Source organism: Aeromonas sp. Y318-1 (genome assembly GCF_027706125.1).
GTDB classification, from domain to species: domain Bacteria; phylum Pseudomonadota; class Gammaproteobacteria; order Enterobacterales; family Aeromonadaceae; genus Aeromonas; species Aeromonas hydrophila.
The window spans coordinates 18,472-41,977 of the sequence record NZ_JAPDCM010000020.1 but is presented as its reverse complement, the minus strand read 5'-3'; the positions used below and the strand labels follow the sequence as shown (position 1 = coordinate 41,977).

The window sequence follows — 23,506 nt, the reverse complement described above, 5'->3', positions numbered from 1 at the left end:
GGAGTGAGCCAGCGCCAACAGCCCACCCATGTGGCGCATCGACAGATCAGAGACTTCCATTAACTTCTGATTGGCACTCATTTCTTTAACTCCAGATGCGGACGGGTCATCGGCAGCAATCCCTGTGGCCGCCAGATCATCATGAACACCATCAAGAGGCCGAACATCAGCATGCGGTACTCGTTGAACTCGCGCGCCAGCTCAGGCAGCACCGTCATCACGATGGCGGCCAGCACCACCCCGATCTGGGAGCCCATGCCGCCCAGCACCACGATGGCGAGCACGATGGCCGACTCGATGAAGACGAAGGACTCCGGGCTGATGAAGCCTTGGCGCGAGGCGAAGAAGCTGCCGGCGAAGCCTGCGAAACAGGCGCCAATGGTGAAGGCGGTCAGCTTGATGATGGTGGGGTTGAGCCCCAGCGACTTGCAGGCGATCTCGTCTTCCCGCAATGCCTCCCAGGCGCGGCCGAGCGGCATGCGCAGCAGGCGGTTGATGACGAACAGGGTGGCGATCACCAGCACCAGCGCCATCAGGTAGAGGAAGATCACCTTGTGGTTGGCGTTGTAGGCGATGCCGAAGAACTCGTGGAAGGTCTCGAAGCCGCCATCCTTGACGGTGCGGTTGAACTCCAGACCGCCCAGGGTCGGCTTGGGAATGCCGGAGATGCCGTTCGGGCCGCCGGTCAGGCTGGTCATGTTGTTGAGCAGGATGCGGATGATCTCGCCAAAGCCCAGGGTGACGATGGCCAGATAATCCCCCCGCAGCCGCAGCACCGGGAAGCCGAGCAGGAAGCCGAAGGTGGCCGCCGTCAGCCCGGCGATGGGCAGGCACTCCCAGAAGCTGAGCCCGAAGTAGGTGTTGAGCAGGGCATAGCTGTAGGCGCCGACCGCGTAGAAGCCGACGTAGCCGAGATCCAGCAGGCCGGCGAGGCCGACCACCACGTTCAGACCCAGCCCCAGCATGATGTAGATGAGGGCCAGGGTGGCCAGATCGATGGCACCGCGCGAGGCCATGAAGGGCCAGCTCACCGCGAACAGCAGCACCAGCACGGCGGTGAGGTTATAGAGCTTGGGGGCCTCTTCGGGGCTCGGCAGCACCAGCTTGGTGAAGCCGACCGAGAAGCCGCTGATGGAGGCCTGAAACAGCCGGCTTATCTGGCCGCGCAGCATCTGGAACCAGAACACCAGGGTGGCGCCGCCCAGCAGCCAGGCCAGCGACACGTCGAGCCGGCTGGTCACCAGCAGGCGAGTACCGTCGGTTTCGAGCTTGAAGCCGAGCAGCCAGAAGGAGAGCACCAGCAGCACCAGGCTGGCGATGCAGGCATGAATGAATTGTTTTTTCATACCTTTTCGACCTCCGGGCGACCCAGGATGCTGTATATGGACATGAACAGCAGCATCAGACAGGTGATAGGTGCATGAATGAATTGATGTTGCATCATACCTTCTCCACCTCCGGGCGACCCAGAATGCCGGTGGGCATGAACAGCAGCACGCCGATCAGCAGGGCAAAGGCCATCACATCCTTGTACTCGGTGCTGAGATAGCCGGCGGTGAGCGCCTCGACCACGCCGAGCAACAGACCGCCCAGCACGGCGCCGGGAATGCTGCCGATACCGCCGAGGACTGCCGCGGTGAAGGCTTTCAGTCCGGCCATGAAGCCGAGGTAGGGGTTGATGACGCCGTAATACATGCCGAGCAGCACGCCGGCGACGGCGGCCAGGGTGGCCCCTAGCACGAAGGTGATGGAGATGACCACGTGGGTGTCTATCCCTAACAGGTTGGCCATCTTGATGTCTTCCGAACAGGCGCGGCAGGCGCGGCCCATGCGGGAGCGACCGATGAACTGGGTCAGCGCCAGCATGGTGATAAAGGTCACCACGAAGATGATGAGCTGCATCCAGGAGAGGCTGGCCTGGAAGCCGTCGGCTTCACCCAGGGTCCAGCCGCCGGAGATCAGGGTGGGCATGGCGATGTCGCGCGAGCCCTGGGCCATCCGCATCATGTTCTGCAGGAAGATCGACATGCCGATGGCGGAGATGAGGGGGATCAGCCGGTTGCCGCCCCGCAGCGGGCGGTAGGCGACCCGCTCTATGGTCCAGCCATAGGTGCCGGTGATGACGATGCTGACCAGGAAGGCGCCCCCCAGCAGCAGGAAGGTGCTGTCGATGCCCATCATCATGAGCCCCGCCATCACCATGAAAGCGACATAGGAGCCGATCATGTAGACCTCGCCGTGGGCGAAGTTGATCATGCCGATGATGCCATAGACCATGGTGTAGCCGATGGCGATCAACGCATAGGTGCTGCCTATGGTTAACCCGTTCAGCAACTGCTGAACCAGGTAAAGGAAGTGTTCGGACATACTGCGTTCCCTGTACTTGCCCGCAAAGAAAGGAGGGGTGACTCATGTCACCCCGACCGGCAGATTATTTGACTTGAGTGGAGGTACCGTCGGCGTGCCACTGGAACACACCGAATTCAAAGCCTTTCAGGTCGCCACTCGGAGCCCAGCTCAGGGTGCCCATGACGGTATCGATCGGTGCGGCCTTGATGGCGGCAGCCACGGCAGCCGGGTCATCCTCACCCGCCTTGGCGATACCGGCAGCCAGGGTTTGCACTGCGGCATAGGTGGTCCACACGAACGGACCGGAGGAGTCCTGACCCTTGGCCTTGAACGCGGCCACCAGCGGGGCGTTGGCCGGCACCAGGTCATATTTGTTCGGCAGGGTCACCAGCAGGCCTTCGGAGGCCGGACCGCCGATGGCGGAGATGTCCTTGTTGCCGACCCCTTCCGGACCCATGAACTTGGCCTTGAGGCCCTTCTCGCCAGCCTGACGCAGGATCAGACCCAGCTCGGGGTGATAGCCGCCGTAGTAGACGAAGTCGACGTTCTCTTTCTGCAGCTTGGCGATCAGGGCGGAGAAGTCCTTGTCACCGGCAGTGATGCCTTCAAACGCCACCACCTTGACGCCAGCCTTGTCCAGCGCCGCTTTCACGCTGGAGGCGATGCCTTCGCCGTACTGTTTCTTGTCGTGGATGACGGCCACGCGCTTGGGTTTGACCTGCTCGATGATGTACTTGGCGGCGGTCGGACCCTGGTCGCTGTCCAGGCCGATGGTACGCAGCACCAGCTGATAGCCGCGCTCGGTGATCTTGGGGTTGGTGGAGGCCGGGGTGACCATCAGCACGCCTTCATCTTCATAGATGTCGGAAGCGGGCAGGGTGTTGTCGGAGCAAAGGTGGCCTACCACGAATTTGACGCCGTCGTTGATCACCTTGTTGGCGACCGCCACGGCCTGCTTGGGATCGCAGGCGTCGTCATAGATGACTGCTTCGATCTGCTTGCCCTTGATGCCACCGGCCTTGTTGATCTGCTCGACCGCCATCTTGCCGCCGGTGAACTGCATGTCGCCGTACTGGGCGACCGGGCCGGTGACCGGACCGGCGATGCCGATCTTGATGGTGTCCGCCGCGTGGACCAGTGATACCGATCCGAACAGGGCCATAGAAACCGCTGTCCTGACTGCCATTTTGCTCAACTTATTCATCGATTCGTCCCTTAATCAGTGGATTGTTTCATTTTCCGTGTGCCATTCCGAACCGTGATCCCGCCAGTCCGGCAATAGGTATGGTTCTATCATTCCTCGCTGGGCAATAACAAGCTGTTAAAGATACTAACCAGAGAGGGTGGAATAGTGCTTTTTTGAAACAAATAACCAATATTTAAATGTGATTTAGATATTGATGCTGAATGTGTTGATTAACATCTTCTCAACAAGGTGTGCTTTCGATAAATGATAGATGAAAAAACTGACGATATTTTACCCTGACACTGCTCCCATTTTGACCAAAATCCGTTTGCGCAAATAGAAATGAGCGCCTAGATTAGCCAGCATTGACAATTCATTGGCAGTGCTCGTTAAAACCAAGCCTTTATTCGGGAAATCTGCTAATGTTCCGCCTTTGATCTTCAGGAGACAGAGATGGCCACTATCAAGGATGTCGCCTCCCGCGCAGGCGTATCCATCTCCACCGTCTCACATGTACTCAATCACACCCGTCGGGTCAGCGAAGACGCAACCCAAAAAGTGCTTGAGGCGGTGGCAGAACTCAACTACGCGCCCAACTCGGTAGCGCGCAGCCTCAAGATAAACTCGACCAAGACCATCGGCATGCTGGTGACTACCAGTGCCAACCCCTTCTTTGCGGAAGTGGTGCAAGGGGTGGAGGCGTATTGCTTCGAGCAGGGCTACAGCCTGATCCTCTGCAACACCGAGAACCAGCCGCCCCGTCAGCAGCACTACCTGCGCATGCTGATGGAGAAGCGGGTCGACGGTCTGCTGGTGTTGGGAACCGACATCGATACCCCGCTGCGCGACATGCTGCGCATCCACAAGAACGTGCCGCAAGTGGTGCTGGACTGGGGTACCGAGTGTGACTTTGCCAACGTCATCAACGACAACGCCCGCATCGGTGCGCGTCTGGCCGTGCGCCACCTGCTGGAGCAGGGTCACCGCGACATCGTCTGCATCACCGGTCAGCTGGCCAAGCCGACCACCCAGCAGCGACTGGACGGGGTGCGCGATGCCCTGGGCGAGCAGGGTCTGACCCTGAAAGACGAGCAGATCTTCGAAGGGGATTACGAGAGCCAGAGCGGATTCGATGCCATGCAGCGGATCCTGGCCCTCAAGCCGCGGCCGACCGCGGTGTTTGCCTTCGACGATCCCATGGCGATCGGCGCCATCTGCGCCGCCTGGGAAGCCGGGGTCAAGGTGCCGGACGATATCTCCATGATCGGTTATGACGACGTGGAGATGGCGCGCTTCTCCAGCCCGCCGCTGACCACCATCCGCCACCCCAAGGCCGAGCTCGGCCTGTTGGCGGTGCAGCAGTTGGTGAGCCGGATCCGCAACAAGGAGCTGGAAGTCGAGTCGATGACGGTCCAGCCGGAGCTGATCGTCCGCCGCTCGGTCAAGTCCCTGTGCTGATCGCGCCACGGCAGAGCCATCAACAAGAAAACCCCCTCGCTAGCGAGGGGGTTTTTGTTTGGCCCGCGTTTATTGCAAGGGCGGCCAGTACTCCTTGTTGGCGGCGATCAGGTCGTCCAGGATGGCTTTGGCCACCGAGGCGCTCGGCACCGTCTTGGAGAGGGTGATCGCCTGCCACAGCTTCTGATAGGAGCGCTCGATCCATGCCTCCACCACCAGCTTCTCGACGGCCACCTGCTGGCCCATCATGCCCTGCTGGAACAGCGGGATGTTGCCCACCTGCAGCGGCTCGGGGCCGCTGCTTCCCACCAGGCAGGGGATCTCGACCATGGCCTCCGGGTCGAAGTTGGGGATGGCGCCCCGGTTCGGCACGATCAGCAGCATCCGCTCCTGGGTGTTGAAGGCGATGGCGGTGGCCAGATCCACTATGTAGGAGGCGTGCTCGTCGATCTCCAGCTCGCCGGCCGCGGCGTTGCCGGCCGCCACGATGGCGCGGCAGGCGCTGAACACGTGCTTCTCGCGGTGTTCCATCACCTCGTTGGCGCGGGTGTGCTCCGGATTGGAGTGGGTCACCACATAGTCCGGGTAGAGGTAGTACTTCAGATAGGTGTTGGGCAGGGTATCCGGATCAAGCGCCCACACGTCCTTGGCCTTGGCGAAGGTGTCGTTCCAGCTGGCCTCGGCGTGGCCGGCCTGCTTGGGCACATAGCCGTGTTTGGCCACGTGGGCCTTGATGGCCGGCATCAGGTCGTTGCCCGCCAGATCCTCGATGCGGGTCCACCAGCCGAAGTGGTTGAGGCCGTAGTAGCGTACCCGCATCTCCTTGCGTGACGGCAGGCCGGCGATCTGGGCCATCCGTCCCTCGATGCCGATGGGCATGTCGCAGATGTTGAGGATCCTGGCGTGGGGGCGCAGGCGACGGGTCGCCTCCGCCACGATGGCGGCCGGGTTGGAGTAGTTCAGCATCCAGGCATCCGGCGAGTACTGCTCCATGTAGTCGACCAGTTCCAGCACGCCGCCGATGGAGCGCATGCCGTAGGCGATGCCGCCCGGGCCGCAGGTCTCTTGGCCGACCACGCCATGGCGCAGCGGGATCTTCTCGTCCAGCTCGCGCATGGGGTACTTGCCGACCCGGATGTGGGCCATCACGAAGTCCACCCCGCTGAAGGCCGCCTTGGGGTCGGTGCCATAGCTGAAGGCGATGTCCGGGGCCTGCTCCCGCAGCAGGACGCGGCAGGCTTCGGTGATCACCTCCTGGCGGGCGCCATCGTTGTCGTAGAACTTGATCTCCCGCAGCGGGAAGCGGTGCTGGTTCTCCAGCAGCATGAGAACGATGCCCGGGGTAAAGGTGCTGCCACCGCCGGCAATGACGACAGAGAATTTTTTCATGATCATGACTCCGTTACGAAAGAAGAGGAGGAGGGGTTGTTCATCAGGCTCTCCATGTTTTCCCTTAGCTGGGGCACATGCAGACCGATAATGATCTGGATGCTGTCACCGTGGCGGACCACGCCGTGGGCACCCAATTGTTTGAAAGCATCATCCGGTGCCGCTAGGCCCGCATCGCGTAGCGATATGCGCAGCCGGGTGGCGCAGTTGTTCAGGCTGTTGATATTTTCCACACCACCGAGCGCCGCCAGAATATGGCCGGCAATATCATGGCCGCGCTGTTTTTTGGCGGCCTGATAATCGGCCTTGGAATACAGTTTTATTTCGCTTTCATCCCGCCCAGGGGTTTTCAAATTGAATTTCAGAATGAGCGTGCGGAATATCAGGAACCAGATCCCGGTAAAGGTCAGGCCGATGGCAATCTGGGTAAACATCATGCCGGCGTGATTGTGGAACATGGGGATCCAGTTCTGCGGCAGGAACTGGTCGAGCAGACCACCACCCATGTTGCCGACGACCCCGAACAGGTACATCACGGTCGCCATGGTGGCCGCCAGCAGGGCATGGATGGCGAACAGCAGGGGCGAGATGAAGAGGAAGGTGAACTCGAGCGGCTCTGTGATCCCCACCAGCATGGCGGTCAGGGTGGCCGGGATCAGCAGGCCGGCCACCTTGGCCTTGTTCTCTTTGGCGGCGGTGGCGTAGATGGCGAGCGCAATCCCCATGGCCCCGAAGATCTTGGAGTTGCCGTGCAGGGCGAAGCCGCCCTGGGGGAACAGCTCGATCAGTGGCCGGGTGCTCTGGCTGAACTCCAGCATGTGCTGAGCCCAGTAGAGCTGGATGCCACCTTCCACCGCGGCCGGGCCGAAGATGAAGGGGCCGTAGATGAAGTGGTGCAGGCCGGTCGGGATCAGGATCCGCTCGAGGAAGGTGTAAACCCAGACGCCGAGCGGGCCGGAGACCAGCATGAATTCCTGCAGGGAGGCGATGCCCATCTGCACCTTGGGCCAGCCCAGCAGGGTCAGCCAGGCGCAGGGGATCATCACGAAGAAGGCGACGATGGTGACGAACGAGCTGCCCTGGAAGATGCCGAGAAAGACCGGCAACTGCCGGTCGAACAGCCGGTTGTGCAGGGCGGTGACGATGCCGGAGATGGCGATGGCACCTATGATGCTGGTGTCCAGGGTCTTGATGCCGGCCACCATGGCCAGCCCGCTCTCACCACCCACCGCCTGGTTGAAGTCGACCCCGAAATAGTCGCCCCAGGTCATCCCCATGGCATTGATGAAGTAGTTCCAGGTCATGAAGCTGACCAGCACGGAGAGGCAGGCGCGGGCCTGAGCCTTGTTTGCCAGCCCGATCGGCAGGCCGATGGCAAATATCAGCGGCATATTTCGAAATACCGTCCAGCCACCCTCTTCAATAATATGGACTATTTGAAAAAACAGTCCCTGAGGATTGGCCAGCGTCTCTCCCACGAACATGGGATTTTTCAGCATGATTGCAATGCCTACCACCATACCTGCGAATGGAAACAGTAATACAGGCGTAAACATTGCCCCGCCAAAACGTTGAATTTGACTGAGCATATAGCGTCCCTTTTTATTAGAGAATTGTCTGACTGCTGTTGTCGTACTGCTGAATTGAACCTAACAACAAGCGATCAGGCCCTCATGAAATATGTGGTGGTTATGTGATCCGGCGCATGCACTTATTTAGACAAAGAGATCTAAATTTTGCGATATTGTTGTACGTCTTGTTTTTGTGACGTTTTTATCGGGTTATTTGAATTTAAAATTTTTTATTTTCAGCTGGTTGAAATAAAGGCGAGCAAATGGGCCGCCACCCCGGCTGGGTAAAGAGAGGTCTAGTAGTGATCTACAAATCGGTGGCGGATCGATTGCGTATCCGGGTCAACGGGGCGGATTGCCGGGTGGGGGATGTCCTGCCGAGCGAGAAAACCCTGGCGAGTCAGTTCGGGGTATCGCGGATGACGGTGCGCAAGGCGGTGGACATGCTGATCGAGTGGGGGCTGGTGGAGCGGCGCCACGGCAGCGGCACCTACGTGACCAAGAAGGACGTGCAGCACGAGACCAAGGGGCTGAGCGGTTTCACTGAGCTGATGCGTGAACAGGGCCGCAGCCTGACCAGCGAGGTGCTGGAGTTTCGCACCATGCCGGCCCCACCCGCCATCGCCAGCCAGCTCAGGGTCAAGGTGAACGAGCCGGTCTACTTCTCCAACCGGGTGCGCTCGGTGGACGGCCGGGCCCTGCTGGTGGAGGAGAGCTATATGCCGGTGCGGCTGTTTCGCCCCCTCTCGGTGGCCCACCTGGAGGGATCCAAGTTCGCCTACATCGAGAACGAGTGCCAGCTCCCCATCGCCGGCAACTACGAGAGTTTCAGCGCCGTGCTGGCCGACCGGCGCATGGCCGAGCTGCTGCACATCGAGCAGGGGGCGCCCATCCTGCGGCTCACTTCGCTCTCATACGGTGAGAACGGCGAGTTTCTCAACTACTCCATCATGTTCCGCAATGCCAACGACTATCACGTCGACTACCACCTGCGCCGCGCCCGCGGCTAGCCCGTCCCCCATCTTGCTGCGTATGCCAACCCCCTCGCCAGCGAGGGGGTTTTTGTTTGATGGGCCCTGGATGCACGCCTCAGGCCTTGAGGCCAAGCCGCTTGGCGAGGCGGTGCAGGTTGCCACCGTCGAGCTCCAGCGCGCGGGCGGTGGCGGCCCAGTTACCGTCGTGGGCGGCCAGGGTCTGCTCGATCAGCGCAAGCTGGAAGGCGTCGGTGGCGGCGCGCAGGCCGAGGCCGCCGGGCAAGGGGGTCATTGGCGCCATGGCGGGGCTGGTGGAGGGGGGTAGGGGGCCGGCCGCCAGGTTGAAGTGATGGCTGGCGAGGGTCGGGGCCTGGCTGCCCTGTTCGGCCCGCGCCAGCACGGCGGCGCGGTGGATGGCGTGCTCGAGTTCCCGCACGTTGCCGGGCCAGTCGTGGCGCTCGAGCAGTTGCAGCGCTTGTGGCTGGATGCGCAGCCGCTCTAGCCCCAGGCTGAGCCGGCAGCGCTCGCAAAAGTAACCGGCCAGCAGGGGAATGTCGCCGGGGCGCTCGCGCAGCGCCGGGGCGTGGATCGGGAACACGCTCAGCCGGTGGTAGAGGTCGGCCCGGAACTGCCCCTCGACCACCGCCTGCTTCAGATCCCGGTTGGTGGCCGCCAGGATGCGCACGTTCACCTTGAGCGGGGTGTCGTCACCGATCCGCTGCAGATCGCCGTATTGCAGCACCCGCAGCAGCTTGGCCTGCAGCGCCAGGGAGAGCTCGCCGATCTCGTCGAGGAACAGGGTGCCCCGATCCGCCAGCTCGAACTTGCCCGCCCTGTTGTGGATGGCGCCGGTGAAGGCCCCCTTCACGTGACCGAACGGCTCGCTCTCCGCCACCGACTCCGGCAGGGCGGCGCAGTTGAGGTAGACAAGGGGCGCGTTGGCGCGCTGGGAGCCGCGATGCACCGCCTTGGCGATCAGCTCCTTGCCGACCCCGGTCTCCCCCAGGATCAGCACGTTCAGCTCCGAGTTCGCCACCACCTCGATCTCGTGGCGCAGCCGGGCCATGGCGGGGGACTGGCCGATCATCTCCGGCTGCTCAGGTCCGGGCCGGGCGCCGGGGGCGAGCGGCTCGCTGCTCTGGCGGGCGAGTCGCTCCAGCAGCAGGGCGTTGCTGAGGGCGGCGGCGGCCAGGGCGCCCACCAGCCGCAGCTCCTCGTCGCTGATGGCGTCGAACTGGGTCGGGTTCATGCCGTCTATGGTCAGGGCGCCGATCAGCGCCTGATCCGAGAACAGCGGCAGGCCGACGCAGGCGTGCACCCTGAAGTCGTCGTGATCCGGCAGCAGGCCGTCATAGGGGTCGGGCAGGCTGCTGTCGGCGGGGAAGCGCACCACGTCGCCGGCGCGGGCGATGGCCTCCATGCGCGGGTGATCCTTGAGGGCGAAGCGGCGCCCCAGCACGTCCTGCATCAGGCCGTCGATGGCCAGCGGGATGAACTGGCCCCCCTCGTAGCGCAGCAGGGCCGAGGCATCCGAGTTCAGCAGGCTGCGCACGCTCTGGATCAGGCGGTGAAAGCGGTCCTGATGGGAGATGCCGAGTTGCAGGTCGAGGGCGATGCGCGCCAGGCTGTCGGTCGAGATCACGATAATTGTCCAAATGACAGTGTGTTTGTGATTTTGACTATGAATGGTGGTTGTCTAAATGACAATAATGACTGTGTGCATCCATTAAAAACAACAAGTTACAGGTTGGCACGTCCGCTGCAATAGCTGGTTCAGTCGAACATACACTATTGCATTCGAGGAACTGCCTGATGAGCATTCACGTCAAGAACAACATCCACTGGGTCGGCCAACGGGACTGGGAGGTACGCGACTTCCACGGTACCGAGTACAAGACCCACAAGGGCACCAGCTACAACAGCTATCTCATCCGCGAAGGGAAGAACGTGCTGATCGATACCGTCGATCACAAGTTCAGCCGCGAGTTCGTGCAGAACCTGGCGGCGGAGATCGATCTCGCCGCCATCGACTTCGTGGTGATCAACCACGCCGAGGAGGATCACGCCGGCGCCCTGACCGAGCTGATGGCCCGCATCCCCGGCACCCCCATCTACTGTACCCGCAACGCCATCGACTCCATCACCGGCCACCATCACCACCCGGAGTGGAACTTCCAGCCGGTCAAGACAGGGGACAGCCTGGACATCGGCAACGGCAAGCAGCTGGTGTTTATCGAGACCCCCATGCTGCACTGGCCCGACAGCATGATGACCTACATGACCGAGGATGCGGTGCTCTTCTCCAACGACGCCTTCGGTCAGCACTACTGCGACGAGCACCTGTTCAACGACGAGGTGGACCAGACCGAGCTGATGGAGCAGTGCCAGCGCTACTACGCCAACATCCTCACCCCCTTCAGCCCGCTGGTGACCGCCAAGATCAAGGAGGTGCTGGGCTTCAACCTGCCGGTGAGCATGGTAGCCACCTCCCACGGCATCGTCTGGCGCGAGGATCCCACCCAGATCATCCTGAAATACCTGGAGTGGGCGGATCAGTATCAGGAGGATCGCATCACCCTGTTCTACGACTCCATGTCCAACAACACCCGCATGATGGCCGACGCCATCGCCCAGGGCATCCACGAGGTGGACCCCGGCGTGGCGGTGAAGATCTTCAACGTGGCCCGCCACGACAAGAACGAGATCCTGACCCAGGTGTTCCGCTCCAAGGGGATACTGGTGGGCTCCTCCACCATGAACAACGTCATGATGCCCAAGGTGGCGGGCATGCTCGAGGAGATCACCGGCCTGCGTTTTCGCAACAAGCGCGCCTCGGCCTTCGGCAGCTACGGCTGGACCGGCGGTGCGGTGGACCGGATCCAGACCCGGCTGATGGATGCAGGCTTTGACATCAGCCTCTCCCTCAAGGCCAAGTGGCGGCCGGATGGCTCGGCCCTGGCCGAATGCCGCGAGCACGGTCGCCGGCTCGCCCGTCAGTGGGCGCTGCATCCGCTGGACGCGCCCCGCCCGCTCGCCACCACTCCGGCGGCGGTGGCACCCGTCCCCGCGATGCCTGCTGTTGAGCCGAAAGCCGCAGCGGCTGCCGCTGAATGGGATGACGACCAGGCCATGCTCTGCACCGTCTGCCAGTGGGTCTACGACCCAGCCCAGGGCGAGCCGGATCAGCTGGTGGCGCCGGGCACCCCCTGGGCCCAGGTACCTGACAGCTTTCTCTGCCCCGGCTGCGGCATCGGCAAGGAGGTATTTGAACCCTGTGCCCTGGAGGCCTGTGTATGAACGCAGCAACGCAGAGTGACGCCGGCATCAGCCGGGAGATAGTGGTGATCGGCAGCGGTTTCGCCGCCCAGCAGCTGGTCAAGAGCTTGCGCAAGCTGGACGCCGAGCAGCCTATCCGCCTCATCACCGCCGACAGCGGCGACGAGTACAACAAGCCGGACTTGAGCCACGTGGTGAGCCGGGGCTGCGCCGCCGCGGCCATGACCCGTCTTGGCGGCAGCGACTTTGCCGAGCAGCAGCGCATCACGCTGTTGCCCCATTGCCCGGTGCTAGCCATAGATCCCGCCCGGCGGGTGGTGAAGACCGAGCAGGGGGAGTTCCCCTATGGCCGGCTGGTGCTGGCGACCGGTGCCAGCGCGGCCCGTCCCCCCATCCCGGGGGCCGAGTTGCTGATCACCCTCAACAGCCAGCAGGAATATGCCGCCGCCGAGGCCAGGATCCGGCAGGCCAGCCGCATTCTGGTGCTGGGGGCGGGCCTCATCGGCTGCGAGCTGGCGATGGACATGGCGAGCGCCGGGAAAGAGGTCACCCTGCTGGACTTGGCCGAGAGCCCGCTGAGCACCCTGTTGCCGGCGGCCCTGAGCCAGCCGTTGCTGCAGGCACTGCGTGAGCAGGGAGTGAAGCTGCAACTGGGACAGGGCATTGCCGGCTTAGGCCCGCAAGATCCGGATCGTCCAAATGATGGCTTGCTGGTCACCCTCAGTGACGGCCGCATCAGTGAACAGGATCTGGTGATCGCCGCCATCGGTCTGCGGCCAAATCTGGCCCTGGCCGAGAGTGCCGGTCTCGAAGTCGGGCGCGGCATCCGGGTCGATGACAGGCTGCAGACCAGCGATCCCCATATCTTCGCGCTGGGGGATGGCATCGAGTGGCGGGGGCAGCTGCTGCCCTTCCTGCAACCCATAGTGCTGGGGGCCAACGCCCTGGCCAAGACCCTGCTCGGCACGCCGACCGCGCTGACCCTGCCCCCCATGCTGGTGAAGGTGAAGACGCCGCTCTACCCGCTGCAGCTGGCCGGCCGTACCCTGGGTGAGGATCTCGCCTGGCAATGCCGCTGGAACCGCCAGGGCATGGTGGCCGAGGCGCGCGGTGCCGATGGCGAGCTGTGCGGCTTCGTGGTGGGGGGCGATCAGATGAGCGCCGCCTTCCCGCTGCTGCGCCAGCTGCCCCGTTGATTCATTGATTGAGGCCGGGTCGACCCGGCCCTCTGAGGAGAAAACTTATGTCACTGCACCTTATTCCTGCCCACTGGGTGGTTCGTCGCTCCACCCCCTTCTTCACCCGTCAGAACGTGCCCCAGGCCCTGCTCACCCATCACAACACCGCGGCCGGCGTGTTCGGCCAGCTCTGCGTGATGGAGGGCACCGTCACCTATCACGGCTTCGCCAACGAGCAGGCCGAGGAGCCGGAGATGAGCCTGGTGATCCGTGCCGACCAGTTTGCCACCAGTCCGCCCCAGTACTGGCACAGGGTCGAGCTGTCGGAGGATGCCCGCTTCAACATCCACTTCTGGGCCGAGCAGGGTTCGTCGGATCAGCCCCTGTTCAACAGCCGGAAATAATAAGGTTCCACAGCCGCAAGGGGTGAGTCACCGGGGATGGATCGGCGCGAATGACCCCACTGCCCATGCAGATCAAATTAATCAACTCAGATGTTCGTTATCCTGAGCCCCTGATCCGAATGAGCGCAGTGGGGAAAGAATGAGTGTGATCGAAGCCGTGACCCTGGCCTCTGGCCTGGTCTATCTGGTCCTGCTGTTGTGGCAGGGGCGATCCGGTTGGTCATGGACTATCTCCCTCGTGCTTGCCGGTGCCACCTGGCTGGTGGCGGCAGACGCTGTACTCTGGCTCGCGCTGGGGCTGGTGGTCGGCGGCCTCGGCCTGCTGCATCGCCTCCGGCCCTTGCCAGCGCTGGCCGAGATCAACAGTCAGTCGCTGCGGGCCTGGACCCGCCACCTGCTGCTGCTCTGCTGGGGGCTGGTGACGGTGCAGTACGGCGTCCATATCTGGCAGCTGGGGCAGGGGGAGACCCCCTGGCTGATGCGGCCGGACGTGGTGGACGGCTTCCTGCCTATCGCCGGCGGGCTCGGGTTGCGGGCCTGGCTCGGCCAGGGGCTGGTGGATCCCCACCATCCGGCGGCGACCATCACGGTGCTGGTGCTCAGCCTGTCGGCCCTGCTGCTGGGGCGGGCGTTCTGCGCCTGGTTCTGCCCGCTCGGGCTGGTGGGGGAGTGGTTGCACGGCCTGCGCGCACGCCTGCTGCCGGGGGAGTGGACGCCGCCGCGCTGGCTGGACCTTGTCCTGCGCGGCCAGAAGTTTCTGGTGCTCTGCTTCCTGCTGTTTATCGTGTCGATCGCGGTGCCAAGCATTGCCCTGCCCGGCTACTTCACCAGCCCCTACCATCAGGCGGCGGACATGAAGATGGGGGCCTTCTTCTTCAACCTGAACCTGATCTCCGGCCTCTGCCTCGGCTGGGTGCTGTTGCTCACCGTCGCCTTCCGGCAGGGCTTCTGCCGCTATCTCTGCCCCTACGGCGCCTGGCTGGCCCTGCTCGGCCTGCTGACGCCGCTGCGCATCCGACGCGACCCGGCCCGCTGCCTGCGTAGCGCCAGCCACGACTGCGACAAGTGCAGCCGGGCCTGCCCGTCCCGCATCCAGGTGCACCAACTGATCGCGGTGCAGAGCCTGGAGTGCACCAGCTGTCTGAGCTGCGTCGCCGCCTGCCCCAAGCGGGCCGATGCGCTGCACTTGGGCACGCAGGGGCGCCGGCTTGTTCCCCGCCAGTTACTGGGGCTGCTCTGCCTGTTGCTGCTGGTACTGCCGCTGCTCGCTTACGGCCTGCTGGGGATCTGGGTCAGCCAGACGCCGCTTGTGGATCGCGCCCATCTGCTGCAACTGCTGCCGCAATTGACCCATTGAGTGGCGAGGAGCCAGTTGCAGGCTGTCTGCGAAGGGCACGCCGGACAGCCTGAACATGCACCCGCATTTGATACCTGAGGGGTAGCAGGGTAAAGTCCCTTCCCCGACCTGACGGCCCTGCTGCCGTGTCGGGCCGGCAGCCCGCCTTGAGCGCACCTTGCTTCCCTTGCGAAGCAGCCAGTGCCGGGCGCCGGCACCTAGATGAGCGCGATCTACCATGACAACCGGCGTAGCAAATGCAACGGTCCGCGGTCGCGATCAGATCCACAATCGTCTTTGGAGAAGTAAATGGGACAGAAACCATCGTTGGTGGGCGGGGCATGCATCATTGCCGGCGTCTGTGTAGGGGCCGGCATGCTGGGCTTGCCGAGTGCGGGGGCGGGCGCCTGGACCATCTGGTCGGTGCTGGCCATCACCCTGACCATGATCGTGATGACGCTCTCCGGCTGGATGCTGCTGGAGTCCTATCAGGGCTATCCGCTGCGCGTGTCGTTCGATACCGTCACCCGCGAACTGCTGGGGGAGAAGCTCAACGCCCTCAACAACCTCACCGTCTATTTCGTCGGCGGCATCCTGCTCTACGCCTACATCACCTCGGCCGGCCTCATCATCGACGGCATGACCGGCATTGGCAGCCAGTTGGGCTCAGTCCTGTTTACCCTGGGCTTCTCCGGCCTGGTGTGGCACTCCACCCGGGCGGTGGATCGCATCTCAGTCGTGCTGGTCATCGCCATGGGGCTGAGCTTCGTGTTCGGCATCTCGGGCCTGTCGCTCAACATCAAGCCGACCCTGCTGTTCGATACCCTGAGCGAGCACGCCAGCTATGCCCCCTATGCGCTGGCCATGCTGCCGGTGGCGCTCACCTCGTTCGGTTATCACCACTCGGTGTCGTCCATGCGCGCCTACTACGGTGAGGAGCGCCGCGCCCGTTACGCCATCCTCGGCGGCACCGCCATCGCCCTGCTGTTCTACCTCATCTGGCTGGTGAGCGTGTTCGGCAACCTGCCGCGCAGCGAGTTCGGCCCGGTGGTAGCGCAGGGCGGCAACGTCGACGTGCTGCTCAAGGCCTTGGCCTCGGTGATCGAATCCGAGGCGGTCGCCAACGCCCTCAACCTCTTCTCCATGGCTGCCATCCTCTCCTCCTTCATCGGGGTGGGTCTGGGGGTGTTCGACTATCTGGCGGATCTGTTCAAGTTCGACAACGGCCGCGGTGGCCGCGCCAAGTCGTGGGCGGCCACCTTCCTGCCGCCGCTGCTGCTCTCCCTGCTGTTCCCGTTCGGCTTCCTGATGGCCATCGGCTATGCGGGCGCCGTGGCCACCCTGTGGACCTGCATCATCCCGGCCCTGCTGGCCTGGAAGGTGCGCGCCGGCAAGGGCAAGCAAGGGGATAAACAGGAGGGCTTCCGGGCGCCGGGCGGCATGCCGATGATCGCCGGTGTCTTCCTGTTCGGGGTGCTGACCGCGGCGTTCCACCTGCTCAACATGGCGGGCATGCTGCCCGTCTACACCGGCTGACCCCCCCGGCCTGCCTCGGCAGACTGCGACAAAAAACGGCGCCTGATGGCGCCGTTTTTTTATGATGCAGCACTGGCGGTCACCTGTGGCGTTACTGCCGGTAGCGGGCGGCGGTGATGAACTGGCCGAAGGTCTCGCACCAGATGATCACGCTGTCGTAGTCGGCCGGGTTCACATCGGCAGGGAGGGGGACGATGAAGTTGTCGAAGGTCTTTACCGGCCCGATTTTCACCATCTTCTCCTTCAGGCGGGCAAAGTCGGCCTCGGTCTCGACGAAGGTGGGTGACAGGTAGAGCTGGTAGTCGGGCCCAGGTGCCAGCTTGCCCATCAGGCTGATGGCATCGGGTCCGATGCTGACCTGCCCCTCACCCCAGTGCAGCCGGTCGCTGTCTTGCAGATCCCGGCGAAAGGTGCCGTGAAAGCTGGCCTGAGCCTGCCGGGCGGCAACCTGTTCGTTGGTGGGGGCGGCTGGGGCTATCAGGATCGGCAGGGCATAGATGCCGGCCGCAAAGCCGGCGGCGCCCACCAGCAGATGGCTGGCCAGCAGCAGGGCCAGGGTTTTGCGTTGCATGGCTGTCTCGGTCGTTGATTAATTGATGGCACCACCCTACCAGCAGGCCGCCGTCATGCCCACCCCGGAATGGGGCATGACGGTGGTTGTACGGGCAACGTGTGGGCGGGGTTTACTGGATGCTGACCGCCAGGGTGTGGGGCACTTGCTCGCCACGGCGGGCGGAGGCACGCATCTGATAGACCTGGATCAGGTACTTGCCGGAGGCGGGCAGGGCGCCTTGCCACTGACCATCGCCATCGTTGCTGCCTAGCGCCTCGGCCTGACCGGGTTGGGCGCCGGGGGCGAAGACATTGAAGTTGGCGTTGCTGCTGCCGCCGATCTTGACCGTCATGGTCTGGCCCGCCTTGGCCACCAAGGTGTAATGGATGGTGTCATAGCCGGTGAAGTTGCCCTTGAGCTGGGCGCTGTGTGCCCCCTTGGCAAACTGCACCGGAACCGTGGTGACCTTGTCGGCGGCCTGCGCACCGGCGGCCATGGTGATGGCCAGCAGGGCGGCCTGGATTGCTCGTTTCATCGTTGCACCTCGTGAAGAGGCCCTGTCACCCTGGCAGAGCCGCCTCGACAAGATATGCCCAAATCGGCGGGTTGCCTATCCGGCTCAGAGATATCGTCCCGGCCGAGTTGGCATGAACAGGTGAGATAGGTGGCGACGCTGCTTCGCATGTTGCAGCGCAAGGCAAGCGACGGTCGTGCGGGTTGTTAAAGCCGGGCGCAGCTGCCTGGCCCGGCTTGGTGTTCACTCCCTTTATCACACGAATCAGTGCGCGGGCAGGATTAGGGGTTGAAGCTGCGGGTAATCTTCAACTGATGAATCCCACCGGAGCATTGGGAGTCATTGCCCCAGGCACTGACCGGCAGGCCGCGATCCAGCGCCAGCAGGGCCATCTCGAACATGCCTCTGCCGGGGTAATCATTCAGGTTTTTGAAGACATGGAAGCTCGTGCTGCCCTGCTCATAATTCTTTTCCCATGAAATCACCACCGCATTGCCGGCGTCGGGGCCGCCACTGGCCGATTTGATATAGCCGGCATGCACATCGGTCAACATGACCCGATCAAGACACTGCACGTCGACCCGGTAAGTGGCCAAGGCACTGGTAGATAACATCAGGGTGGACAAGGCGGCCAACATAACGAACTTCTGTTTCATTATCATTCTACACATCTCCATTTGTGTGTTTTGGGTGAATGGCGGAAATTAAAATGGGGAGGTGGAAAAGGCCATGCCTATTTAATTCTGATAAGTCTGATATTGATTTTACATATTGCTTTGCAAGTGCATTGTTTGGGCGCCCTATTTTTACTTGAAAATAAGGTATTGATTTTCAAAGGTTTGTTTTTGAATTCGGATGTCATCATTTTTCATCATCACGGTGATATGAAAGATGGTTGGATATATAAAAAACGCCATTTCAATGCTGCGTTATTTATTTTTAGGTATGTCTTGGCATAAATAACAGCTTCATTGATGAGGCGCAACAAGAAGAAATGGGGGGTACCAAATATTTTTGTGGTTATTGCTATCCATCAGCCAGCCTGCATATGAATTTGGATGATCGGTAGAGAGGCAGGCTTATATTCGCGCGTATTCGATGATGGCTGTCGAGCAAGAGAAGCCACTGGCGGGCATATTCCGTGCAGCCCTGAACAAGATGCTGTGGGCGCGATGACAATCCGATACCCTATGGCTCGGGTTCTTCTTTTATCACGGGAATGGAACATGCTGATCATCTTCAGTGGTTTGCCGGGCAGCGGAAAAAGCACCATAGCACGGGCTCTGGCCCGGCGGTTGAGGGCCGTTTACCTGCGCATCGATACCATAGAGCAGGCCATTCGTGATGTTGAACGGACGGCTGAAGAGATGGGGCCGGCCGGTTATTTCGTCGCCTATGGGCTGGCCAGAGAGAACCTGGTACTTGGCTCGATCGTCATCACGGATTCCGTTAACCCCATCCAGCTCACCCGGGATGCTTACCACGACATCGCCCGCTCGGTCGGGGTGCCCTGTCTCGATGTCGAGGTGGTCTGCTCCAATCCGACGCTGCACCGCGAGCGGGTCGAAAACCGGACGGTGGATATCGAGGGGTTGGCATTGCCGGATTGGCAGGCGGTGATCGATCGCGACTATCAACCCTGGGACAGTGAGCGTCTGATACTGGATAGCGCCACCCTGTCGGCTACCCAGAGCGTGGAAGCGATTGTCGCCGCGTTGGCAAAGCCGTTGTAGGTTCGATTGGCGCAACGTCATCGGACGAACGAGTGGCCTTGGTTGCGGTTGCTGTCGTGCAACAGAGGCGGCCAGCCGGAGGAGGAAATACGGCTGGTTGTGATGGCGGGGGAATCCATTTACGCGAACGTCCGATTACGCCTGACGGCTAATCGAACCTACGGGCTGTCGGTAGAGCAGAGTGTGGAAAAGATTGTCGCCGCGTTGGCACAGGAATCGTAGGTTCGATTAGCGCAGCCTAATCGGACGATCGAGAGGCTGTTGTTTCGGTTGTTCCTGCGAGTCTGCGGTGGCCAGCCGGAGGAGGAAATACGGCTGGCAATTATGGCGGGAGAGTTGATTTACGCGAACGTCCGATTACGCCTGACGGCTAATCGAACCTACGGATTTCAATACCCCAGCCTTCATGGAGTAATAATCCTCCCTTTATGGATACTTGTGAGTTGCAACACGAAAAAACTATAGGTTGATGGTTATATTGAGCTTCCTGTCATTTAAAGGAGGGGTTATGCAAGAAGCTCAATTTATTGATGCAATTCATGCCAAAACAAAAATAAGGCTAACTTTCTTTTCTAAAGAGGATGGTAGGCCCTTAGTGCGTTTATGTGCTCCTATGGACTTCGGCCCTAGTCGCCGAGCTCACAATAAAGACAACCGTTATCATCTTTGGGATTATGAAAGTGATGAGAAGAACCATGTGCTCTCACTTTTGCCAGATCAAGTCTCAAAAATGGAATTTTTAAACCAGAATTTTTGTCCAAGCGAATTTGTGACATGGCCACCAAATTGGTTTGTACCAAGAGATTGGGGACAATATAGCTAGTTAGCTAGTCAATACTTGAATATTTCAAAACAAAAACGGCGCCTTAACGGCGCCGTTTTTAATATCACTCACCCAACCAAGATCACTGCAGTAGGGAGATATCCGCGACTTGCAGGAACAGGTTGCGCAGGTTGTTCAGCAGTGCCAGACGGTTGGCCTTGAGGGCTTCGTCATCGGCCATCACCATCACCTCGTTGAAGAAGGTATCGACCGGCTCGCGCAGGGCGGCCAGACGGGTGAGGGCAGCCTGATAGTCGCCGGCGGCGAACAGCGGGGCCAGTTCGGCTTGCAGTTCGGCAACCTGGGTGGCCAGCGCCTTCTCGGCGGCATCGACCAGCAGTTCCGGTTTGACGGCAGTCGGCAATTCGCCTTCGACCTTGGCCAGAATGTTGCTCACGCGCTTGTTGGCGGCAGCCAGTGCCAGTGCGGCATCCAGTGTGCGGAAGTGGCTGACGGCCTTGACGCGACGATCGAAGTCGAGCGGACGGGTCGGGCGGCGGGCCAGTACGGCCAGCACCACGTCGGCACCGATGCCTTCGTCCTGATAGGCGGCGCGAAAGCGGCCCAGCATAAAGTCGACCACGTCGGTGACGACGGTTTTGTTGGTCAGCTTGTCGCCGTAGACGCGTACCGCTTCTTCAACCAGTTCAACCAGATCCAGATCCAGCTGCTTCTCGGTCATGATGCGCAGGGCACCGATGGCGGCGCGACGCAGGGCGAACGGGTCCTTGTCACCCTTCGGGAGCATGCCGATGCCGAAGATACCGGCCAGGGTGTCGAACTTGTCGGCCAGCGCGACGGCGCAGGCAACCAGACCGGACGGCAGGGCATCGCCGGCAAAGCGCGGCATGTACTGCTCGTTGAGGGCCACGGCCACTGCTTCGTCTTCGCCATCGTGACGGGCGTAGTGCATCCCCATGACACCCTGGGTGTCGGTGAACTCGCCGACCATGTTGGTCATCAGGTCACACTTGGAGAGCAGACCGGCACGCTTGGCCTGAGCCACGTCGGCGCCGATGCGCTCGGCGATAAAGCCGGCGACGGTCTCGATGCGCTCGACCTTGGCCTTGACGGTGCCGAGCTGTTGCTGGAACAGCACGGTTTCAAGGCGCGGCAGACGGGAGGCCAGGGTCTGCTTGAGGTCAGTCTTGAAGAAGAACTCGGCGTCAGAGAGACGGGGGCGAACCACCTTCTCGTTGCCGCTGATGATCTGGCTCGGGTCTTTGGACTCGATGTTGGTGACGAAGATGAACTTCGGCAGCAGCTTGCCGTTCTTGTCGTAGACCGGGAAGTACTTCTGGTCACCCTTCATGGTGTGCACCAGCGCTTCAGCCGGCACGGCCAGGAACTTCTCTTCGAAGTTGGCGGTCAGCACCACAGGCCACTCGACCAGTGCGGTCACTTCTTCCAGCAGGGCGTCGTCCAGATCAGCCACGCCACCGAAGGCGGCAGCGGCCGCTTCGACGTCAGCCTTGATCTTGGCCTTGCGCGCCATGAAGTCGGCAATCACCATGCCGCGCTCCTGCAGGATCTGCGGGTACTGGCTGGCGTTGTCGATGGCGAATTCGCTCTCGCCCATAAAGCGGTGACCGCGGATGGTGCGGGCAGAGTCGATACCCAGAATGTGGGCGGGAACCAGCTCGCCATCCAGCAGCAGGGTCACGGTGAAGACCGGACGCACGAACTGGATGGTCTTGTCGCCCCAGCGCATCATCTTCGGGATCGGCAGCTTGGCCAGTGCGGAGGCGACCAGTTCGCCCAGCAATTCTTTGGCCGGACGGCCTTCAACCTTGGCGGTGTGAACCAGCCACTCGCCCTTGTCGGTGACCAGACGCTCGGCCTGCTCAACGGTGATGCCGTTGCCACGGGCCCAGCCTTCGGCAGCCTTGGTCGGCTTGCCTTCGGCATCGAACGCCTGAGCCACGGCCGGGCCGCGCTTCTCGACGCTCTTGCTCGGCTGTTCGCCGGCCAGCTCGCTTACCTTCAGCGCCAGACGGCGCGGTGAGGCAAACCACTCGACGTCGCCAAAGGCCAGATCGGCCTTGGTCAGTTCGGCTTTGAAGTTGTCGGCAAAGGCTTCGGCCAGGGAGCGCAGGGCTTTGGGCGGCAGCTCAGCAGTACCGATCTCTACCAGAAATGTATGTTGTGCCATGTCCGTTCCTTAACCTTGCTTGTTCTCACTGCGCTGACACATAGGGAAGCCCAGCGCTTCGCGGGAGGCGTAGTATGCCTCTGCCACGGCCTTGGTCAGGGTGCGAATGCGCAGGATGTAGCGCTGACGCTCGGTGACCGAGATGGCCTTGCGGGCATCCAGCAGGTTGAAGGAGTGAGCGGCTTTGAGGATGCGCTCGTAGGCAGGCAGCGGCAGCGGTTTTTCCAGTGCCAGCAGGTTTTGGGCTTCCTTCTCGTACTGCTCGAAGCAGTGGAACAGGAACTCCACGTCGGCGTGCTCGAAGTTGTAGGTGGATTGCTCCACTTCGTTCTGGTGGAACACGTCGCCGTAGGTGGTCTTGCCCAGCGGGCCGTCAGACCAGACCAGATCGTAGACACTGTCCACGCCCTGAATGTACATGGCCAGACGCTCGAGACCGTAGGTGATCTCGCCGGTGACCGGCTTGCACTCGAGGCCGCCAACCTGCTGGAAGTAGGTGAACTGGGTCACTTCCATGCCGTTCAGCCACACTTCCCAACCCAGACCCCAGGCACCCAGAGTCGGGTTTTCCCAGTTGTCTTCCACGAAGCGGATGTCGTGGATTTCAGGGTCCATGCCCAGCTCTTTCAGGGAGCCCAGATAGAGTTCCTGAATGTTGTCGGGGGAAGGCTTGATGATCACCTGGAACTGGTAGTAGTGCTGCAGGCGGTTCGGGTTTTCACCGTAGCGGCCGTCAGTCGGACGGCGGGACGGTTGCACGTAAGCGCAGGCGATGGGCTCCGGGCCCAGGGCACGCAGACAGGTCATGGGGTGGGAAGTACCGGCACCCACTTCCATATCCAGCGGCTGAATGATGGTACAGCCCTGGCGGGACCAATAGTCCTGCAGCTGCAGGATCAGGCCCTGAAAGGTTTTGACATCGAATTTTTGCATAATTTTTTTCGCGCGAAATGAAAATCAGAGCAAGATTTGCTGAATGTGAACCGAGGGAGTATACCGTCTGGCATGGTCGGATAATAGGCGAAATTACAGCGGATTAATGTGATGGCGCTGCGCCGGGCCTGGGCGGGAGGG

General features: G+C 61.6%; 20 protein-coding genes. 9 read left to right on the top strand and 11 right to left on the bottom strand.

Features of this window, described 5'->3' with window-relative positions; all coding sequences use genetic code 11:
• Positions 1-77: 77 nt before the first annotated feature.
• The 3 genes from OKB87_RS21665 to OKB87_RS21655 all read right to left on the bottom strand — a co-directional run bounded on the left by OKB87_RS21665 (position 78) and on the right by OKB87_RS21655 (position 3,553).
• Positions 78-1,346, bottom strand: a complete 1,269-nt coding sequence (locus OKB87_RS21665; RefSeq protein ID WP_017410832.1) for a high-affinity branched-chain amino acid ABC transporter permease LivM — start codon at positions 1,344-1,346, stop codon at positions 78-80.
• A gap of 94 nt (positions 1,347-1,440) precedes the next feature.
• Positions 1,441-2,367, bottom strand: a complete 927-nt coding sequence (livH, locus tag OKB87_RS21660) for a high-affinity branched-chain amino acid ABC transporter permease LivH (RefSeq protein ID WP_011704141.1) — start codon at positions 2,365-2,367, stop codon at positions 1,441-1,443.
• Between the two features lie 64 nt (positions 2,368-2,431).
• Positions 2,432-3,553 (bottom strand): branched-chain amino acid ABC transporter substrate-binding protein, encoded by a 1,122-nt coding sequence (locus tag OKB87_RS21655; protein ID WP_016348967.1) that lies wholly within the window; start codon positions 3,551-3,553, stop codon positions 2,432-2,434.
• A gap of 435 nt (positions 3,554-3,988) precedes the next feature.
• Here OKB87_RS21655 and OKB87_RS21650 point away from each other — a divergent pair, with 435 nt between their 5' ends.
• A complete protein-coding gene (locus OKB87_RS21650; RefSeq protein WP_270828503.1) occupies positions 3,989-4,993 on the top strand; it encodes a substrate-binding domain-containing protein in 1,005 nt (334 codons plus the stop codon).
• Positions 4,994-5,062: 69 nt separating this feature from the next.
• On the opposite strand, the gene OKB87_RS21645 is transcribed toward OKB87_RS21650, so the two are convergent.
• Positions 5,063-6,382: a 6-phospho-alpha-glucosidase gene (locus OKB87_RS21645; RefSeq protein ID WP_270828502.1), complete on the bottom strand. Its 1,320-nt coding sequence runs from the start codon at positions 6,380-6,382 to the stop codon at positions 5,063-5,065.
• A gap of 2 nt (positions 6,383-6,384) precedes the next feature.
• Positions 6,385-7,971: an alpha-glucoside-specific PTS transporter subunit IIBC gene (locus OKB87_RS21640; RefSeq protein ID WP_270828501.1), complete on the bottom strand. Its 1,587-nt coding sequence runs from the start codon at positions 7,969-7,971 to the stop codon at positions 6,385-6,387.
• A 284-nt stretch (positions 7,972-8,255) separates the two neighbouring features.
• Here OKB87_RS21640 and OKB87_RS21635 point away from each other — a divergent pair, with 284 nt between their 5' ends.
• The gene (locus OKB87_RS21635) at positions 8,256-8,963 is read left to right on the top strand and encodes a GntR family transcriptional regulator (protein WP_270828500.1); all 708 of its coding nucleotides are present in this window, start codon (positions 8,256-8,258) and stop codon (positions 8,961-8,963) included.
• A 79-nt stretch (positions 8,964-9,042) separates the two neighbouring features.
• Here the strand turns inward: OKB87_RS21635 and norR are convergent, their stop codons facing one another.
• Positions 9,043-10,569, bottom strand: coding sequence for a nitric oxide reductase transcriptional regulator NorR (norR, locus tag OKB87_RS21630; RefSeq protein ID WP_270828499.1), 1,527 nt, complete (start codon positions 10,567-10,569; stop codon positions 9,043-9,045).
• Between the two features lie 170 nt (positions 10,570-10,739).
• Here norR and norV point away from each other — a divergent pair, with 170 nt between their 5' ends.
• The 5 genes from norV to OKB87_RS21605 all read left to right on the top strand — a co-directional run bounded on the left by norV (position 10,740) and on the right by OKB87_RS21605 (position 16,657).
• On the top strand, positions 10,740-12,224 hold the full coding sequence (gene norV, locus OKB87_RS21625) for an anaerobic nitric oxide reductase flavorubredoxin (RefSeq protein ID WP_270828498.1): 1,485 nt from the start codon (positions 10,740-10,742) through the stop codon (positions 12,222-12,224).
• Positions 12,221-13,399, top strand: coding sequence for an NADH:flavorubredoxin reductase NorW (gene norW, locus OKB87_RS21620; protein ID WP_270828497.1), 1,179 nt, complete (start codon positions 12,221-12,223; stop codon positions 13,397-13,399). Before norV ends, norW begins: the two co-directional genes overlap by 4 nt.
• A 47-nt stretch (positions 13,400-13,446) precedes the next feature.
• Positions 13,447-13,785, top strand: coding sequence for a DUF1971 domain-containing protein (locus OKB87_RS21615; protein WP_270828496.1), 339 nt, complete (start codon positions 13,447-13,449; stop codon positions 13,783-13,785).
• A gap of 139 nt (positions 13,786-13,924) precedes the next feature.
• Positions 13,925-15,142, top strand: coding sequence for a 4Fe-4S binding protein (locus OKB87_RS21610; protein ID WP_270828495.1), 1,218 nt, complete (start codon positions 13,925-13,927; stop codon positions 15,140-15,142).
• A gap of 288 nt (positions 15,143-15,430) precedes the next feature.
• Complete coding sequence (locus tag OKB87_RS21605) at positions 15,431-16,657, top strand: aromatic amino acid transporter (RefSeq protein WP_270828494.1); 1,227 nt, start codon at positions 15,431-15,433, stop codon at positions 16,655-16,657.
• A gap of 91 nt (positions 16,658-16,748) precedes the next feature.
• On the opposite strand, the gene OKB87_RS21600 is transcribed toward OKB87_RS21605, so the two are convergent.
• From OKB87_RS21600 to OKB87_RS21590, 3 genes are all read right to left on the bottom strand, one after another.
• Positions 16,749-17,228 (bottom strand): DM13 domain-containing protein, encoded by a 480-nt coding sequence (locus tag OKB87_RS21600; protein WP_270828493.1) that lies wholly within the window; start codon positions 17,226-17,228, stop codon positions 16,749-16,751.
• Positions 17,229-17,340: 112 nt separating this feature from the next.
• Complete coding sequence (locus OKB87_RS21595) at positions 17,341-17,745, bottom strand: g-type lysozyme inhibitor (protein ID WP_076362839.1); 405 nt, start codon at positions 17,743-17,745, stop codon at positions 17,341-17,343.
• Positions 17,746-18,005: 260 nt separating this feature from the next.
• A complete protein-coding gene (locus tag OKB87_RS21590; RefSeq protein ID WP_025202441.1) occupies positions 18,006-18,386 on the bottom strand; it encodes a hypothetical protein in 381 nt (126 codons plus the stop codon).
• 564 nt (positions 18,387-18,950) lie between these two features.
• On the opposite strand from OKB87_RS21590, the gene OKB87_RS21585 reads away from it, so the two are divergent.
• The gene (locus tag OKB87_RS21585; protein WP_270828492.1) at positions 18,951-19,457 is read left to right on the top strand and encodes an AAA family ATPase; all 507 of its coding nucleotides are present in this window, start codon (positions 18,951-18,953) and stop codon (positions 19,455-19,457) included.
• Positions 19,458-19,965: 508 nt separating this feature from the next.
• On the top strand, positions 19,966-20,280 hold the full coding sequence (locus OKB87_RS21580; protein ID WP_119197153.1) for a hypothetical protein: 315 nt from the start codon (positions 19,966-19,968) through the stop codon (positions 20,278-20,280).
• A gap of 82 nt (positions 20,281-20,362) precedes the next feature.
• On the opposite strand, the gene glyS is transcribed toward OKB87_RS21580, so the two are convergent.
• Both glyS and glyQ read right to left on the bottom strand, forming a co-directional pair.
• A complete protein-coding gene (gene glyS, locus OKB87_RS21575; RefSeq protein WP_270828491.1) occupies positions 20,363-22,432 on the bottom strand; it encodes a glycine--tRNA ligase subunit beta in 2,070 nt (689 codons plus the stop codon).
• A 9-nt stretch (positions 22,433-22,441) separates the two neighbouring features.
• Positions 22,442-23,365, bottom strand: coding sequence for a glycine--tRNA ligase subunit alpha (glyQ, locus tag OKB87_RS21570; RefSeq protein WP_005339464.1), 924 nt, complete (start codon positions 23,363-23,365; stop codon positions 22,442-22,444).
• Between the last annotated feature and the right edge of the window lie 141 nt (positions 23,366-23,506).